This is a genomic window from Polaromonas sp. YR568 (assembly GCF_943372955.1).
Classification (GTDB): domain Bacteria; phylum Pseudomonadota; class Gammaproteobacteria; order Burkholderiales; family Burkholderiaceae_C; genus Polaromonas.
This window is the reverse complement of the sequence record NZ_CALSAL010000002.1, coordinates 378,789-394,566: the sequence shown is the minus strand read 5'-3', so window position 1 is coordinate 394,566 and position 15,778 is coordinate 378,789. Positions and strand designations below refer to the sequence as shown.

General features: G+C 63.4%; 12 protein-coding genes and 1 pseudogene. 8 read left to right on the top strand and 5 right to left on the bottom strand.

What is annotated here, in order from left to right; translation table 11 throughout:
- Positions 1-42: 42 nt before the first annotated feature.
- From sdhD to AAG793_RS07765, 3 genes are all read right to left on the bottom strand, one after another.
- The gene (gene sdhD, locus AAG793_RS07775; protein WP_341906410.1) at positions 43-408 is read right to left on the bottom strand and encodes a succinate dehydrogenase, hydrophobic membrane anchor protein; all 366 of its coding nucleotides are present in this window, start codon (positions 406-408) and stop codon (positions 43-45) included.
- A gap of 29 nt (positions 409-437) precedes the next feature.
- Positions 438-884, bottom strand: a complete 447-nt coding sequence (gene sdhC / locus AAG793_RS07770; RefSeq protein ID WP_341906408.1) for a succinate dehydrogenase, cytochrome b556 subunit — start codon at positions 882-884, stop codon at positions 438-440.
- Positions 885-1,183: 299 nt separating this feature from the next.
- Positions 1,184-1,978 carry a GntR family transcriptional regulator gene (locus AAG793_RS07765; protein ID WP_341906406.1) on the bottom strand — a complete coding sequence of 265 codons (795 nt, stop codon included), beginning with the start codon at positions 1,976-1,978 and terminating at the stop codon, positions 1,184-1,186.
- 229 nt (positions 1,979-2,207) lie between these two features.
- Here AAG793_RS07765 and AAG793_RS07760 point away from each other — a divergent pair, with 229 nt between their 5' ends.
- From AAG793_RS07760 to AAG793_RS07730, 7 genes and pseudogenes are all read left to right on the top strand, one after another.
- Entirely contained in the window at positions 2,208-3,194 is a 987-nt protein-coding gene (locus AAG793_RS07760; protein ID WP_341906404.1) for a malate dehydrogenase, read from the top strand.
- Complete coding sequence (locus AAG793_RS07755) at positions 3,195-4,193, top strand: aldolase/citrate lyase family protein (protein WP_341906401.1); 999 nt, start codon at positions 3,195-3,197, stop codon at positions 4,191-4,193.
- Between the two features lie 118 nt (positions 4,194-4,311).
- Positions 4,312-4,911: pseudogene (locus AAG793_RS07750) on the top strand (hypothetical protein); the annotation flags it as partial.
- Between the two features lie 308 nt (positions 4,912-5,219).
- Complete coding sequence (locus tag AAG793_RS07745) at positions 5,220-7,835, top strand: bifunctional aconitate hydratase 2/2-methylisocitrate dehydratase (protein WP_341906399.1); 2,616 nt, start codon at positions 5,220-5,222, stop codon at positions 7,833-7,835.
- A 188-nt stretch (positions 7,836-8,023) separates the two neighbouring features.
- Positions 8,024-10,930, top strand: a complete 2,907-nt coding sequence (locus AAG793_RS07740; protein ID WP_341906397.1) for an aconitate hydratase — start codon at positions 8,024-8,026, stop codon at positions 10,928-10,930.
- Positions 10,927-12,126 carry an FAD-dependent monooxygenase gene (locus AAG793_RS07735; protein WP_341906395.1) on the top strand — a complete coding sequence of 400 codons (1,200 nt, stop codon included), beginning with the start codon at positions 10,927-10,929 and terminating at the stop codon, positions 12,124-12,126. The genes AAG793_RS07740 and AAG793_RS07735 overlap by 4 nt, the downstream gene beginning before the upstream one ends.
- 21 nt (positions 12,127-12,147) lie before the next feature.
- Positions 12,148-12,915, top strand: a complete 768-nt coding sequence (locus AAG793_RS07730; RefSeq protein ID WP_341906393.1) for an SDR family oxidoreductase — start codon at positions 12,148-12,150, stop codon at positions 12,913-12,915.
- A 25-nt stretch (positions 12,916-12,940) separates the two neighbouring features.
- On the opposite strand, the gene argF is transcribed toward AAG793_RS07730, so the two are convergent.
- Both argF and AAG793_RS07720 read right to left on the bottom strand, forming a co-directional pair.
- On the bottom strand, positions 12,941-13,870 hold the full coding sequence (gene argF / locus AAG793_RS07725; protein ID WP_341906391.1) for an ornithine carbamoyltransferase: 930 nt from the start codon (positions 13,868-13,870) through the stop codon (positions 12,941-12,943).
- A 2-nt stretch (positions 13,871-13,872) separates the two neighbouring features.
- A complete protein-coding gene (locus tag AAG793_RS07720) occupies positions 13,873-15,096 on the bottom strand; it encodes an aspartate aminotransferase family protein (protein ID WP_341906389.1) in 1,224 nt (407 codons plus the stop codon).
- Positions 15,097-15,385: 289 nt separating this feature from the next.
- On the opposite strand from AAG793_RS07720, the gene AAG793_RS07715 reads away from it, so the two are divergent.
- Entirely contained in the window at positions 15,386-15,703 is a 318-nt protein-coding gene (locus AAG793_RS07715) for a DUF3579 domain-containing protein (RefSeq protein ID WP_341906387.1), read from the top strand.
- Positions 15,704-15,778: the final 75 nt, after the last annotated feature.

Here is a 15,778-nt window from a genome sequence, read left to right as displayed (position 1 = left end):
CTGAAGTGGATGCGCGGGAAGGCGCCGCAGTCTCGGGTGCGGTTACAGGCGCCACAGCACCTGAATGCCCCAGCCAGCGCAGCCGACCAGCCAGACGATGGTGAACACCTGCAGCGACAGGCGCAGCCAGACCGGCTTGATGTAGTCCATCCAGATGTCGCGCATGCCGACCCAGACGTGATAGAGCAGGGCAATGATGACGGCGAAGGTCAGGACCTTCATCCACTGGGCAGAAAAGATGCCGGCCCACTTGTCGTAGCCGATCGGGCCTTTGCTGAGGATCACCTGTGCCAGCAGCAGCAGGGTGAAAAGGGCCATCAGGACCGCAGTGACGCGCTGCGCGAGCCAGTCGCGCATGCCGTAATGTGCACCCACGACGATGCGCTTGGAGCCATAGTTGACAGACATGTGTATTCCCTTGAATCAGTGGTCGGTGATCAGTACAGACCGAACAGTTTGGCGCCAAGGATCAGCGTGAGGCCGATGCTCAGTGCCAAGGTGGCGGCTGCCGAGCTTTTGCCGAACTCCTTGCTGGCCGCCGAATGGTTGGTGTCCATCCAGAGGTGGCGCAGACCGGCGATGAAGTGGTGCAGGTAGGCCCAGATCAGTGCCAGCGCGACCAGCTTCCAGATGAAGCCCGGCAGGCCCAGCATGCCGGCATTGAATGCACCCTTGAATTTCTCGAAAGAGATTTCAGAGGAGATTGAGGTGTCGAACATCCAGAGGATGAAGGGCATCAGCAGGAACATGATGGCGCCGCTGATGCGATGCAGGATGGAGACGATGCCTGCGAGGGGAAGTCGGTAGGAGGGTAAGTCGGTGAGCGCGTTGATGTTGCGGAACTCAGGCCGTTTGGGACGCTGTTTGGATGCCAGCTCTGTCATTGTGTGGACTTTCTTGGATGGACTGAAAGGCAATCGGGGATGCAATTGCCAACCAGCGATTTTAATTCTATTGCAATGCAGCAATGGTGCTTTGACGCGTTGACTGCTAAACCGCGATGAGGAATCAGGTATTTCGCTTATTGGAAGTCATGTGTGATCGTGGATGAATGCGTGAAAAAATGCAGTGAAAAACACACGAAAAAAGACCTGAAAAAGGCGAGAAAAAATACACGGAAAACCAGATGGCCTGTGGGCATCTAAGGGTGCATCCATCTAACGGCGCATCTCCACTCAGTGTCTCAACTCAGTTCATTTTTGTAGTGGTGGGTGTCTGTGCGATAGAGTCCGCGGCGCAGCTCCATCGGGAGGTCGTTGTAGGTGTAGGCGATGCGCTCCACGCTGAGCAGCGGTTCGCCGACGGGCACATCCAGCAACGCAGCTGATGCCGCGTCTGCCGCAATGGCCCGGATTTTTTCTTCCGCGCGCACCATGCGCACGCCAAATTCGGTTTCAAACAGCGCATACATCGGGCCGCGGTAGGTGGACAGCCGCTCGGCGGTCAGCCCCTTGAATGGCCCACCGGGCAGCCACACGTCTTCCAGGATGGTGGGCGTGCCCTGGAACGCGAGCACGCGACGCAGCTGCAGTACGCCATCGCCGCTGCGCATCGACAGCGCCCGGGCGATGTCGGCGGGTGCGCGCAGGCGTTTGCAATCAATGATGTGTCGGTCGGCTGGCCCCTCGCTGCTGGTGTCGCCGGTATCGGGCATCAGCTTGAGGAAGCGGTATTGCACATGCTGCTCGGCGTGCGTCGCGACGAAGGTGCCTTTGCCCTGACGACGGACCACCAGGTTTTCTGCGGCCAGCTCGTCGATGGCCTTGCGAACCGTGCCCTGGCTGACCCGAAAGCGCGCAGCCAGGTCCATCTCGCTGGGGATCGCCTCGCCGGGCTTCCATTCTCCAGATTGCAGGCTTTGCAAGATCAGCGTCTTGATCTGCTGGTAAAGCGGGCTGAATGCCGGCCCTGCATTGGTGGAAGCAGCGGCATCAGGCGCCAGGAGGGCGGGGTCCGCGTTGGAAGAAGTGATGGCCATGAAGGTATTGCGGGTTGAAACAGGCCCGGTCGGCAGCGCTGCGGGAGGTCTGCGCGGTGGACCGAAAAGGCCTGAAGCAGGGGTGAATCATATCTTATATAAGACATAAGACAAATTGACGTCTCAGGGTTTTCGCGGGTACACTCGAAGGCTTGTTGCGGACCGCCTGTGCCCTCGTTGCCGGTGGCTCTGTCTCCAGTTTCACATCACTACCTTCTCGGAGATTCCCATGAGCAAAAAGCCCGTCCGCGTTGCCGTCACCGGTGCCGCAGGTCAAATCGGTTACGCCCTGCTGTTTCGCATTGCTTCGGGCGAAATGCTCGGCAAGGACCAGCCCGTCATCCTGCAGCTGCTCGAAGTCCCGGTGGAGGGCCCGCAAAAAGCGCTCAAGGGCGTGATGATGGAGCTGGAAGACTGCGCGTTTCCGCTGCTGGCCGGCATGGAAGCCCACAGCGACCCGATGACCGCCTTCAAGGACACCGATTACGCGCTGCTGGTGGGTTCGATGCCGCGCAAGGCGGGCATGGAGCGTGCCGAGCTGCTGTCGATCAACGGCCAGATCTTCATTGGCCAGGGCAAGGCCCTGAACGCCGTGGCCAGCCGCGATGTCAAGGTGCTGGTGGTGGGCAACCCCGCCAACACCAATGCCTACATCGCCATGAAGAGCGCTCCTGATCTCAAGCGTGGCAACTTTACCGCCATGCTGCGCCTGGACCACAACCGCGCCCTGAGCCAGGTCGCCGCCAAGACCGGCAAGGCCGTGGCCGACATCGAGAAACTGTGTGTCTGGGGCAACCACTCGCCCACCATGTACGCCGATTACCGTTTCGCCACCATCGGCGGCGCCTCGGTCAAGGACATGATCAACGACCAGGACTGGAACGCCAATACCTTCCTGCCCACCGTGGGCAAGCGCGGCGCGGCGATCATTGAAGCGCGTGGCCTGTCTTCGGCGGCATCCGCTGCCAACGCCGCCATCGACCACATGCGCGACTGGGCCCTGGGCACCAACGGCAAGTGGGTCACCATGGGCATCCCGTCGGACGGCCAGTACGGCATTCCGAAGGACACCATGTTCGGCTTCCCCGTCACCTGCGCCAATGGCGAGTACAAGGTGGTCGAGGGCCTGTCCATCGATGAATTCAGCCAGACCTGCATCAACAAGACGCTCAAGGAACTGCAGGACGAGCAAGCTGGCGTCGCCCACCTGCTGTAAATGACCCACCCGCTGCATCCACGCGAGGTATTTCTCGGCGCCCAGGCGCAGACCAGCCAGTTGCCGGTCTGCGACCATTACAGCGGCGTGGAAGCGCGGATGCGCAAGAGCCTGCAGCTGCAGGCCGACATGATCGACGAGTTCGGCGCCTGCGTGTTCGACGTGACGCTCGACTGCGAAGACGGCGCGCCCGTGGGCGGCGAGGCCGAGCATGCGGCGATGGTGGTGGCGCTGGTGGCCCTGGCCAGCAAGAAGGCCCGTGTGGCGGTGCGCGTGCATCCGGTCGACCACGCGGCTTTCGAGTCTGACGTCGCCAGCATCGCTGGCAAGGTGGCAGACCGGCTGTGTCACCTCATGGTGCCCAAGGTGGAGTCGCTGGACGACGTGGTCCGTGCCGTCGCTGCGCTCGATGCCGTGGGGGCCGAAGAATTGCCCGTGCATGTGCTGATCGAGTCGCCACTGGCTGTTCACAACGCGTTTGACATCGCGGCGCACCCCCGGGTGCAGTCGCTCAGTTTTGGTTTGATGGACTTCGTGTCTGCCCACGGTGGCGCGATCCCGGCGGACGCGATGACCAGCAAGGGGCAGTTCGCCCATCCGCTGGTGTTGCGTGCCAAGCTTGAAATCGCCGCAGCCTGCCATGCGCACGGCAAGGTGCCATCGCACTGCGTGGTGACCGAATTCAGCGATGTCGGTGCGATGACCGCTGCCGCCCGTCATGCGGCACAGCAACTGGGCTACAGCCGCATGTGGAGCATTCACCCAGCTCAGATTCGCCCGATCCTCGAGGCTTTTGCGCCGGGCGAGGCCGAGGTTGACGCCGCTACCGGCATCATCGCGGCCGCTGAAAAAGCCGACTGGGCTCCGATCAGCGTCGGCGGCGTTTTGCACGACCGGGCCAGTTACCGCTATTTCTGGCAGGTTCTTGAGCGCGCGCACCAGACCGGGCGCCAGTTGCCCGCCGAAGCGCAGGCTTACTTCACAACGGCGCTGCATTGAGTTCCGCATGGCCTTCTGCATGGATATGTGGTCTTTCACCAATGGTTACCTGCCCGCCCGGTTTCGATTTCACAATGCAAGTCCCATTCATCGCTCACGTTCACACTGCGAGACAACCATGACCCTTGCCTTGATTTCACCCCCTTCCAAGTCGGTAACCTTGACTGCTGCGCTGGCTGCAGGCTGGCTGCTGTTCGGCGCCGGCAACGCGGCCGCGCAGATCGCTCCGGCCAAGCCAGCGGCCCCCGCCAAGAAAGAAGCGAAAAAGCCGGTGGCCAAGAAGCAGCCTGTCATCAACCCCACCGCCCGTACCAGCCTCAAGAGCGAGGCGAAAAACATGGCGGCTGGCATTGAGGCAGCCGAGGCGGCCCTGACCCCTGCCGAACTGACGATTGCCGAGCGCGTTGAAGTGGGCACCTTGCCCTGCGAGCTCGGCGCAGCCGTCACCGTGACGGCCGATCCCAAGGTGCCGGGTTACTTCGATGTGCTGGGCAAGAGCTTCAAGTTCCGCATGTTCCCGGTGGCTACCACCACGGGCGCGATCCGCCTTGAAGACCAACGATCGGGTGCGGTGTGGCTGCAACTGGCGAACAAGTCGATGCTGATGAACCAGAAGCTGGGTGTGCGCATGGCCGACGAATGTGCCAGCCCGGCGCAGCGTGCGGTGGCTGAAGCGATCCGGCTGAACCCACCGGTCAGCGTGCTGGACACGCCTGCGCCAGTGGCGGTTCCCCAGCCGGTCGCTGCTGCGACGCTGCCTGCGGATGCTGCCGTGGTTGCGCCTTCAGCGGCAATTCCACCGGCAGTCGCTCCACTGGCGCCAGCAGCCGCAGTGCCATCTCCGGTTGTACCGGTTGCACCGGCCACAGGAGCCGCTGCCAACGCTGCCAAATAAGCCACATGAGGCAGATCAGGTCGACAGGGTGCTCCTTCGTTTCGTCCCACTGAAGCCCAACGCCATCCGTTTTATTCCATCTTTTCACCGTTTCCAGTTACCCCCGCTTTTTGATCACAGGAGAAGCCCGCATGTCATCTGATTTCTTGCAAACCTACCGCCAGCACACCGCCGAACGCGCGGCCCTGGGCATTCCGCCGCTGCCGCTGTCGGCGCAGCAGACCGGGCAGGTGATTGAACTGCTCAAAAACCCACCGCAGGGTGAAGAGTCCTTCCTCGTGGACCTCATCACGCACCGCGTGCCCGCAGGCGTGGACGATGCGGCCAAGGTCAAGGCCAGCTATCTCGCCGCCGTGGCGCACGGCACCGAGAAATGCGCGCTGATCTCCCGCAAGGACGCCACGCATCTGCTCGGCACCATGCTGGGCGGCTACAACATCAGCCCGATGATCGAGTTGCTGGACGATGCCGACACGGCAGTCGCCAGCCAGGCCGCGACGGGTTTGAAGAACACGCTGCTGATGTTCGACCAGTTCCATGACGTCAAGGAAAAGGCCGACAAGGGCAACGCCCACGCCAAGGCCGTGCTGCAGAGCTGGGCCGACGCCGAGTGGTTCACCAGCCGCCCTGAAGTGCCACAGTCGATCCAGCTGACGGTGTTCAAGGTGGCCGGCGAGATCAATACCGACGACCTGTCGCCCGCACCGGACGCCTGGAGCCGCCCCGACATTCCGCTGCACGCCCTGGCCATGCACAAGAACGCCCGCCCCGGCATCACGCCCGAGGAAGACGGCAAGCGCGGCCCGGTGAAGTTCATTGAAGACCTCAAGTCCAAGGGCAACCTGGTGGCCTACGTCGGTGACGTGGTCGGCACCGGTTCGTCCCGTAAGTCGGCCACCAACTCCGTGCTGTGGTGGACGGGTGAGGACATTCCTTACGTGCCCAACAAGCGCTTTGGCGGCATCTGCCTCGGCGGCAAGATTGCACCGATTTTCTACAACACCATGGAAGACTCCGGCGCGCTGCCGATCGAACTCGACGTGAGCCAGATGGCCATGGGCGATGTGATTGAGCTGCGTCCTTATGAAGGCAAGGCGCTGAAAGACGGCAAGGTGATCGCCGAGTTCCAGATCCGCAGCGACGTGCTGTTTGACGAAGTGCGCGCCGGCGGCCGTATTCCGCTGATCATCGGCCGTGGGCTTACCGCCAAGGCCCGTACCGCACTGGGCCTGCCTGTCTCCACGCTGTTCCGTCTGCCACAGAGCCCCGCGGACAGCGGCAAGGGTTTCACGCTGGCCCAGAAGATGGTCGGCCGCGCCGTGGGCCTGCCTGCGGGCAAAGGTGTGCGCCCCGGCACCTACTGCGAGCCGCTGATGACCAGCGTCGGCAGCCAGGACACCACCGGCACCATGACGCGCGACGAGCTGAAAGACCTGGCTTGCCTCGGCTTCAGCTCCGATCTGGTGATGCAGTCCTTCTGCCACACCGCCGCCTACCCCAAGCCGGTCGATGTGAAGATGCACCACGAACTGCCCGAGTTCATGCGCACCCGTGGCGGCATCAGTCTGCGCCCGGGCGACGGCATCATCCACAGCTGGCTCAACCGCATGCTGCTGCCCGATACCGTCGGCACCGGCGGCGACAGCCACACCCGCTTCCCCATCGGCATCAGCTTCCCGGCCGGCTCCGGTCTGGTGGCGTTTGCTGCCGCCACCGGCGTAATGCCGCTGGACATGCCCGAGAGCGTGCTGGTGCGCTTCAAGGGCAAGATGCAGCCCGGCGTCACGCTGCGCGATCTGGTCAACGCCATTCCGCTGTACGCGATCAAGGCCGGTCTGTTGACTGTGGCCAAACAGGGCAAAAAGAACATCTTCTCTGGCCGTATTCTGGAGATCGAAGGCTTGCCAGACCTGAAGGTCGAACAGGCGTTCGAGCTGTCCGACGCGTCTGCCGAGCGCTCTGCCGGTGGTTGCACGGTGCACCTGAACAAGGAACCGATCATCGAGTACATCACCAGCAACATCACCATGCTCAAGTGGATGATCGCTGAGGGCTACGGCGACGTGCGCAGCATCAAGCGCCGCATCGCCGCGATGGAAGCCTGGCTGGCGGATCCGCAACTGCTCAAGGCCGACCCGGACGCCGAGTACGCCGCCGTGATCGAGATCGATCTGGCCGACATCCACGAGCCCATCGTGGCCTGCCCGAACGACCCCGACGACGTGAAGACGCTGTCTGACGTGGCTGGCGCCAAGATCGACGAGGTGTTCATCGGCAGTTGCATGACCAACATTGGCCACTTCCGCGCGGCGTCGAAGCTGCTCGAAAACAAGCGCGACATCCCCGTCAAGCTGTGGATGGCACCGCCCACCAAGATGGATGCCAAGCAACTGTCCGAAGAGGGCCACTACGGCGTGCTCGGCTCGGCCGGCGCCCGCATGGAAATGCCCGGCTGCAGCCTGTGCATGGGCAACCAGGCGCAGGTGCGCGAAGGCGCCACCGTCATGTCGACCAGCACCCGCAACTTCCCGAACCGCCTGGGCAAGAACACCTTTGTGTACCTCGGCAGTGCGGAGTTGGCAGCGATCTGCTCCAAGCTGGGCCGGATTCCGACCAAGGCCGAGTACATGGCCGACATGGGCGTGCTGACGGCCGCCAGCGACACGGTGTACCAGTACCTGAACTTTGACAAGGTCAAGGATTACACCGACATGGCCGACACGGTGGACCAGGGCGTTTCTGCCTGACGACGCCCCTTCGTGGCAACACCGAAGCCCCGCAGCGAAAGCTCCGGGGCTTTTTCTTTGTCCCGTGCCCGCGTCTTGCCGCAGGCCGGGAAGCGATGTTCATGAAGGGGCCATCCGTGCCGCGACGGGTGCACGGGGCTTGCAGCCTGCCAGAATGGAGGGCAGTGATCCAACCCAAGGAGTCCCTCATGGCCAAATCGTCGCCACACGCGTCTGCTGGTGCCCATGCCTTCACCCGCGCATCGACCCATGCTTTTGCGTCCACCCTCAAGACGTTCAAGACCGCGTCCGGCAAGACTGGCAAGTTCTACTCGCTGCCGGCGCTGACAAAACAGTTCCCGTCGATTGCCCGCCTGCCAGTGTCCATGCGCATCGTGCTGGAGTCGGTGCTGCGTAACTGCGATGGCAAGCGCGTCACCGCCGAGCATGTGGCCGAGGTGTCGCGCTGGGCGCCGAAGGCCGGGCGCACACAGGAGATTCCATTCGTTGTTTCCCGCGTCGTGCTGCAGGACTTCACCGGCGTGCCCTTGTTGGCCGACCTGGCCGCCATGCGCAGCGTGGCCAGCCAGCTGGGTAAAGACCCGAAGGCCATCGAGCCGCTGGTGCCGGTGGATCTGGTGGTCGACCACTCGGTGATGGTGGACCACTATGGAAAGAAAAATTCGCTCGACCTGAACATGAAGCTCGAATTCCAGCGCAACCGCGAGCGCTACGAGTTCATGAAGTGGGGCATGCAGGCCTTCGACACCTTTGGCGTCGTGCCACCCGGCTTTGGCATCGTGCACCAGGTCAACCTTGAATACCTGGCGCGTGGGGTGCACAAGACCGCCGATGGTCTGTACTACCCTGACTCGCTGGTCGGTACCGACAGCCACACCACCATGATCAACGGCATCGGCGTGGTGGCCTGGGGCGTGGGCGGCATTGAGGCCGAGGCCGCCATGCTGGGCCAGCCGGTGTACTTCCTCACGCCCGACGTGGTGGGCATGGAGCTCACCGGCCGCTTGCGTGAAGGCGTCACCGCCACCGACCTGGTGCTGCGCGTCACCGAGACCCTGCGCCGCGAAAAAGTGGTGGGGAAGTTTGTCGAATTTTTCGGCGAAGGCACCCGCACGCTGTCGCTGCCTGACCGCGCCACCATCGGCAATATGGCGCCCGAGTATGGCGCCACCATGGGCTTCTTCCCGGTAGACGAGAAAACCATCGAGTACTTCAAGGGCACTGGCCGCACCAGGGACGAGATCGAGGCCTTCGAGGCTTACTTCAAGGCGCAGGGCCTTTTCGGTGTGGCCAAAGCGGGCGAGATTGATTACTCACAGGTCGTCAAACTCGACCTTGGCGACGTGACGCCCAGTCTTGCCGGTCCCAAGCGGCCGCAGGACCGTATCGAGCTGGGTCAGGTGGCAGCGCAGTTCACGTCGCTCTTCAGCAAGCCGATTTCCGAGAACGGCTTCAACCAGCCGGCGGGTCTGCTGGCCACACGCCATCTGCTGCGACACACTGACCACGGCCGCACGGATGCGCTTCCTGGTGCGCCGCCCACACCGGTGGGCGCGCCGCGCATGGTGGTGGAAATGGAGGGCAGCCGCCCCACGCTGGCCAGCGCGCACACCGAGGCGGTGCCAACCCCGGCTGCCAAGGCGGGCATCAGCATTGGTAATGGCGATGTGCTGATTGCGGCCATCACCAGCTGCACCAACACGTCCAACCCCAGCGTGCTGCTGGCGGCCGGCCTGCTGGCGAAAAAGGCGGTGGAGGCAGGCCTGAAGGTACAGCCGCACATCAAGACCTCGCTGGCACCGGGCTCGCGCATCGTCACCGAGTACCTCACCCAGACCGGGTTGATGCCGTATCTGGAAAAGCTCGGCTTTGCGCTGGCCGGCTATGGCTGTACCACCTGCATCGGCAATGCGGGCGACCTCACCCCCGAGATCAACGAAGCCATCACCAAGAGCGATCTGGTGTGCGCGGCCGTGCTGTCGGGCAACCGCAATTTCGAGGCCCGCATTCACCCCAACCTGAAGGCGAACTTTCTTGCCAGCCCGCCACTGGTGGTGGCTTACGCGATTGCCGGCACGGTGATGCGCGACCTGATGACCGAGCCGGTCGGCAAGGGCAAAGGCGGGAAGGATGTTTATCTGGGTGACATCTGGCCGACCAGCGATGAAATCCACCAGCTGATGAAGTACGCGATGAATGGCAAGGCCTTCCGCGAAAACTACGCCAAGGTCAAGACCGAGCCGGGCAAGCTCTGGGCAGGCATCAAGGGCGTCACCGGCACCACCTACACCTGGCCAGTCAGCACCTACATTGCCGAGCCGCCGTTCTTCAAGGATTTCACGATGGACGTCGGCCGCGCCGGCAGCGTGAATGTGCGGGGTGCCCGCATCATGGCGCTGTTTGGCGACTCGATCACTACCGACCATATTTCGCCTGCGGGTTCCATCAAGGCCAGCTCGCCTGCGGGGCTGTGGCTGCAGGCGCATGGTGTGCAGAAAGCCGACTTCAACAGCTACGGCGCGCGGCGCGGCAACCATGACGTGATGATGCGCGGCACCTTCGCCAATGTGCGCGTGAAGAACCTGATGATTCCGCCCGGTGCAGACGGTTCGCGCGAGGAGGGCGGTGTGACGCTCTTTCAGCCTGGCGGGGAGAAGATGTTCATCTATGACGCCGCGATGAAGTACATGGCCGAAGGCACGCCCACGGTGGTGCTGGCCGGCGAAGAGTACGGCACCGGTTCGTCGCGCGACTGGGCCGCCAAAGGAACGCAACTGCTCGGTATCAAGGCGGTGGTGGCGCGCAGCTTCGAGCGCATTCACCGCAGCAATCTGGTCGGTATGGGCGTGCTGCCGCTGCAGTTCAAGCCCGGCGACTCGTGGCAGAGCCTGGGGCTGACGGGCAATGAGTTGATTGACGTCATTCCCCACCCCGAGCTCAAGCCGCAGAGCGAGGCCAGGCTGGTCATCACCCGTGCCGACGGCACGCGCCGCGAGGTCGCGGTAATCCTGCGGGTGGACACCCCGATCGAGGTTGATTACTACCGCAACGGGGGCATCCTGCCGTACGTGCTCAGGCAATTGCTGGCCCGATGACCCTGGAGGTTCTGATTGCAGGTGGCGGCATCGGCGGCCTGGCCGCGGCCCTCGCCGCGTCGCGGGCGGGCTGGGATGTGCGCGTGCTGGAGCGTGCCGCCAGCTTCAGCGAGGTGGGCGCTGGCGTGCAGCTCGGGCCCAATGCGGTACGCGTGCTGGAAGGCTGGGGCCTGCTGGACGCGCTGCGCCGTGTCGCGGCATTTCCCGACCGCCTGGAAGTACGCTGTGCCATCAATGGTCGTGTGCTGGGGGTGTTGCCGCTGGGGGATGCGATGGTGCAGCGCTACGGTGCGCCCTACGCCACAGTGCACCGCGCAGACCTGCATGGCGTTCTGCTGCAGGCGGTGCAGCAGACGCCGACCCGGCTTCATGCGGGCCGCGCACTGGCCGGGTTCAGCCAGACCGCGCAGGCGGTCACGGTGCAGTGCGAGAGTGGCTTCGAAGTCGAGTGCGACGCACTGGTGGGCGCCGACGGTCTGTGGAGCGCAGTACGCCAGCAGCTGCTGGGCGACGGCCTGCCGCAGCGCAGCGGGCACCTGGCCTACCGCGCGCTGGTAGCCCAAAACACTCTGCCTGAACGGTTGCGCAGCCAGTGCGTCACGGCATGGCTGGGGCCACACATGCATGTGGTGCAGTACCCGGTGCGCAGTGGCGAGTTTTTGAATATCGTTGCTTTCATTGAAGGCAAGGCGCCAGAAAGCATGGACACCTGGGACCACAGTGCCAACGCCAGCGATCTGGCAGCGGGACTGGCGGACATGTCAGCGCCATTGCAGGACCTGTTGCATGCTGTGGGCCACTGGCGCCTGTGGGTCATGAGTGACCGACCGCCCATGCAGGGCGCGCATCAGCATGCGGTGGGCCGCGTGGCGCTGCTGGGCGATGCCGCCCATCCGATGCGGCCGTATCTGGCCCAGGGGGCCGGCATGGCGCTGGAAGATGCGGCCGAGCTGGGGCGAGCCCTGTCCATCGCCAACGATCCTGCCTTTGATGTGCCGGTGGTGCTGCAGCGCTTTGCGCTCAACCGCTGGCAGCGCAACGCGCGTGTGCAGGCGAGGGCGCTGCGCAACGGGCAGATCTTTCATGCAGACGGCGTCATGCGGAGGGCGCGCGATGCATCGCTGCGCCTGTTGGGCGAGCGGCTGCTCGACATGCCCTGGCTGTATGGAGACCGCCAGGGGACTTCCAATCAATGAGTTTTTTTCAGGAGACATTTCATGAGCAATGACAACACACAGGGCAATGGCAAGGTGGCACTGGTCACGGGGGCGGGCACCGGCATTGGCCGAGCGGTATCGCTCGCGCTGCTGAAAGAGGGTTACCACGTGGTGCTGGTCGGGCGGCGGCTGGAAGCGCTGGAAGCTGTCGCCGCCGAGGCGGGGACCGATTGCGCCCTGCCGATGTCGGCGGATGTGAGCCAGCCCGAGTCAGTGCAGGCGCTGTTCGAACGCGTCCAGCAGACCTGTGGCCGGCTGGACCTGCTTTTCAACAACGCAGGCGTCAACGCGCCCAAGGGCAAGCTCGAAGACATCAGCTTTGCCGACTGGCAGCGCGTGGTGGATATCAACCTCACCGGCTCGTTCCTGTGCGCGCAGGGCGCGATCCGGCTGATGAAGTCGCAAACGCCGCAGGGTGGTCGCATCATCAACAACGGGTCGATTTCAGCGCATGCACCGCGACCCGATTCGGCGCCTTACACGGCAACCAAGCACGCCATCACCGGGCTGACCAAATCCATCTCGCTGGACTGCCGGGCCTACAACATCGCCTGCGGCCAGATCGACATCGGCAATGCGCTGACCGAACTGTCGGCGCGCATGACCAAGGGTGTGCCGCAGGCCAACGGCGAGATCGCGGTCGAGCCGATGATGGATGTCAGCGAAGTCGCCGCCGCCGTGGTGCACATGGCGGCGCTGCCGCTGTCGACCAATGTGCAGTTCATGACCATCATGGCCACGAAGATGCCGTTTGTGGGGCGGGGTTGAGCCCGCTGGTAGCGCGAATGAGTGATTAGTTGAGACGGCCCAACAAAAGGTACTCCATGAGTGCCTTTTGCGCGTGCATCCTGTTCTCAGCCTCGTCCCAGACGACGGACTGGGGGCCGTCGATGACGTCGGCTTCAACTTCTTCGCCGCGGTGGGCGGGCAGGCAGTGCATGAAGAGTGCGTCGGGTTTGGCGGCCTTCATCATCTCGGTGTCCACGCACCAGTCGGCAAACGCCTTCTTGCGCGCTTCGTTCTCGGCCTCGTAACCCATGCTGGTCCAGACGTCGGTGGTCACCAGGTCGGCGCCCGCACAGGCTTCCATCGGGTCCTTGAACACCTGATAGCTGTCGGCCGAGCGGATGCCGGCAATCGACTGATCCACCTCGTAGCCACCGGGGGTGCTCAGGTGCACCTTGAAGCCCAGGATTTCACTGGCCTGCAGCCAGGTGTTGGCCATGTTGTTGCCGTCGCCTACCCACGCGACCGTCTTGCCCTTGATCGAGCCGCGGTGCTCGATGTAGGTGAAGATGTCGGCCAGGATCTGGCAGGGATGGAACTCGTTGGTCAGGCCGTTGATGACAGGCACGCGCGAGTGCGCAGCGAAGCGGTCGATCTTGGTTTGCTCGAAGGTGCGGATCATCACCAGGTCCACCATGCGGCTGATGACCTTGGCGCTGTCTTCAATCGGCTCGGCGCGGCCCAGCTGGCTGTCGCCGGTGGTCAGGTGCACCACACTGCCGCCCATCTGGTACATGCCGGCCTCAAAGCTCACGCGGGTGCGGGTCGAGGCCTTCTCGAAGATCATCGCCAGCGTGCGGTCCACCAGTGGCTGGTGTTTCTCGTAGGTCTTGAATTTCTTCTTGATGATCGCAGCGCGTTCAAACAGGTAGGCGTATTCAGCGGCGTTCAGGTCGCTGAACTGCAGGTAATGCCGGATTGGCGGGGAGTTTGTCATGGTCATGCTTTTTCTTTGAGAAACTGCTTGATCAGCGGACACAGGATGGCGACCACCTCATCGGCTTCTGCAGTGGTCATGATGAGCGAGGGTACGAGACGGATCACGCTGTCGGCTGTCACGCTCAGCAGCAGGCCGTTGTCGGCCGCGCGTTTGAGCAGGTCGCCGCAGGGCATAGCGAGCTCAATGCCCAGCATCAGGCCGCGGCCGCGCACTTCCTTGACCTTCCTGCTGGCCAGTTCCGCTGCGAGTTCGCGCTCCAGCGCAGCGCGCAGGTGCTCACCCACGTGCTGGGCATTGGCCAGCAGGCCGTCTTTCTCCATGATGCGAATGGTTTCGACGCCGGCCCGCATCGCCAGCGGGTTGCCGCCGAAGGTGGTGCCGTGGTTGCCCGGCTGGAAGATGTGCGCCGCCTTGGGGCCCGCCACCACTGCGCCAATCGGCACGCCCGAGCCCAGGCCCTTGGCCAGCGGCATCACGTCGGGCTTCACGCCCGACCACTGGTGTGCAAACCACTTGCCGGTGCGGCCCATGCCGCATTGCACCTCGTCGATCATCAGCAGCCAGTCGCGCTCGTCGCACAGCGCGCGCACCTCGCGCAGGTAGTCGTCAGTCATCGGGTTGACGCCGCCTTCGCCCTGGATGGCTTCAAAGAACACTGCCACCACATTCGGGTTGTTGGCCGTGGCCGCCTTGATGGCGTTGATGTCGTTCAGCGGCACCCGGATGAAACCCTCGACCAGCGGGCCGAAGCCAGCCTGCACCTTGGGGTTGCCGGTGGCGCTCAGCGTGGCAATGCTGCGGCCGTGGAAGGCCTTCTCATAAACCACCACCTCGGGCCGTTCAATGCCCTTGTCGTGGCCGAACTTGCGGGCCAGCTTGAGGGCGGCTTCGTTGGCTTCGAGGCCCGTCGAGCAGAAAAACACGTTCTCCAGCCCCGACAACTCGACCAGCTTGGTGGCCAGCGTTTCTTGCAGCGGCACGTGGTAGTAGTTGGATGTGTGGATCAGCTTGGTCAGCTGGTCCTGCAGGGCGGGCACCAGCTCGGGGTGGTTGTGGCCCAGGGTGTTGACGGCAATGCCGCCCAGCGCGTCGAGATAGGCCTTGCCATTGACATCCCAGACGCGGCAGCCCTGGCCGTGCGACAGCGCAATCGGCAGGCGGCCGTAGGTGTTCATCACGTGGGGCGAAGCGGCTTCAACGGGGGTGGGCAGGGCTGCGTTCATGGGTTGACTCCGGGCAAACAATGGAAAAACAAAGGGAAAACAGGGCAAGGGAGGCTGATTTTAGGGCTAGCCATCGGGACCGCCTGTGACGATTGTGCATGGCTGCAATGCGTGCAACGGCGCCTTGATCGGGGGCAGGTGCGGCGGAGTAGCCTGTCTGACCGGTCTCCCCGGGCGGTAGCAAAAGGCGCCAAGTCTTATATAAGATTGAGATAGAATTGTGTTGCGCTGCAGCAAGGGCAACATCCCGCCTTTCCCCGCTGACCGGCGTACCCCAACCCTCCACCCGATGGTCTCCTCCTCCGCCAAAGAAGTTTTCATCCAAGGTGTCACCCGCGACGGAAAGACCTTCCGGCCCAGCGACTGGGCCGACCGCCTGTGCGGTGTGCTGAGCCAGTTCCGCCCCGGCGGGCCGCAGCCCGGCAGCCACCTGACCTACTCGCCCTGGTGCGTGCCGACGGTCATCAACGGGGTGAAATGCGTGGTCGTCAACGCTGAACTGCGTGAGGCCGAACCGATGGCCTGGGACTTCGCCATCAACTTTGCCAAAGACAACGATTTGCAGATGGCCGAGGCCTGCCTGATTCCGGATCTGCCGCCGCGCTGAAAGCGCAAGTTGCCAGGCGCGCCCCTTTATACCCACCAACAAAAAAGCCGTCTTTCGACGGCTTTTTAGCTTCAC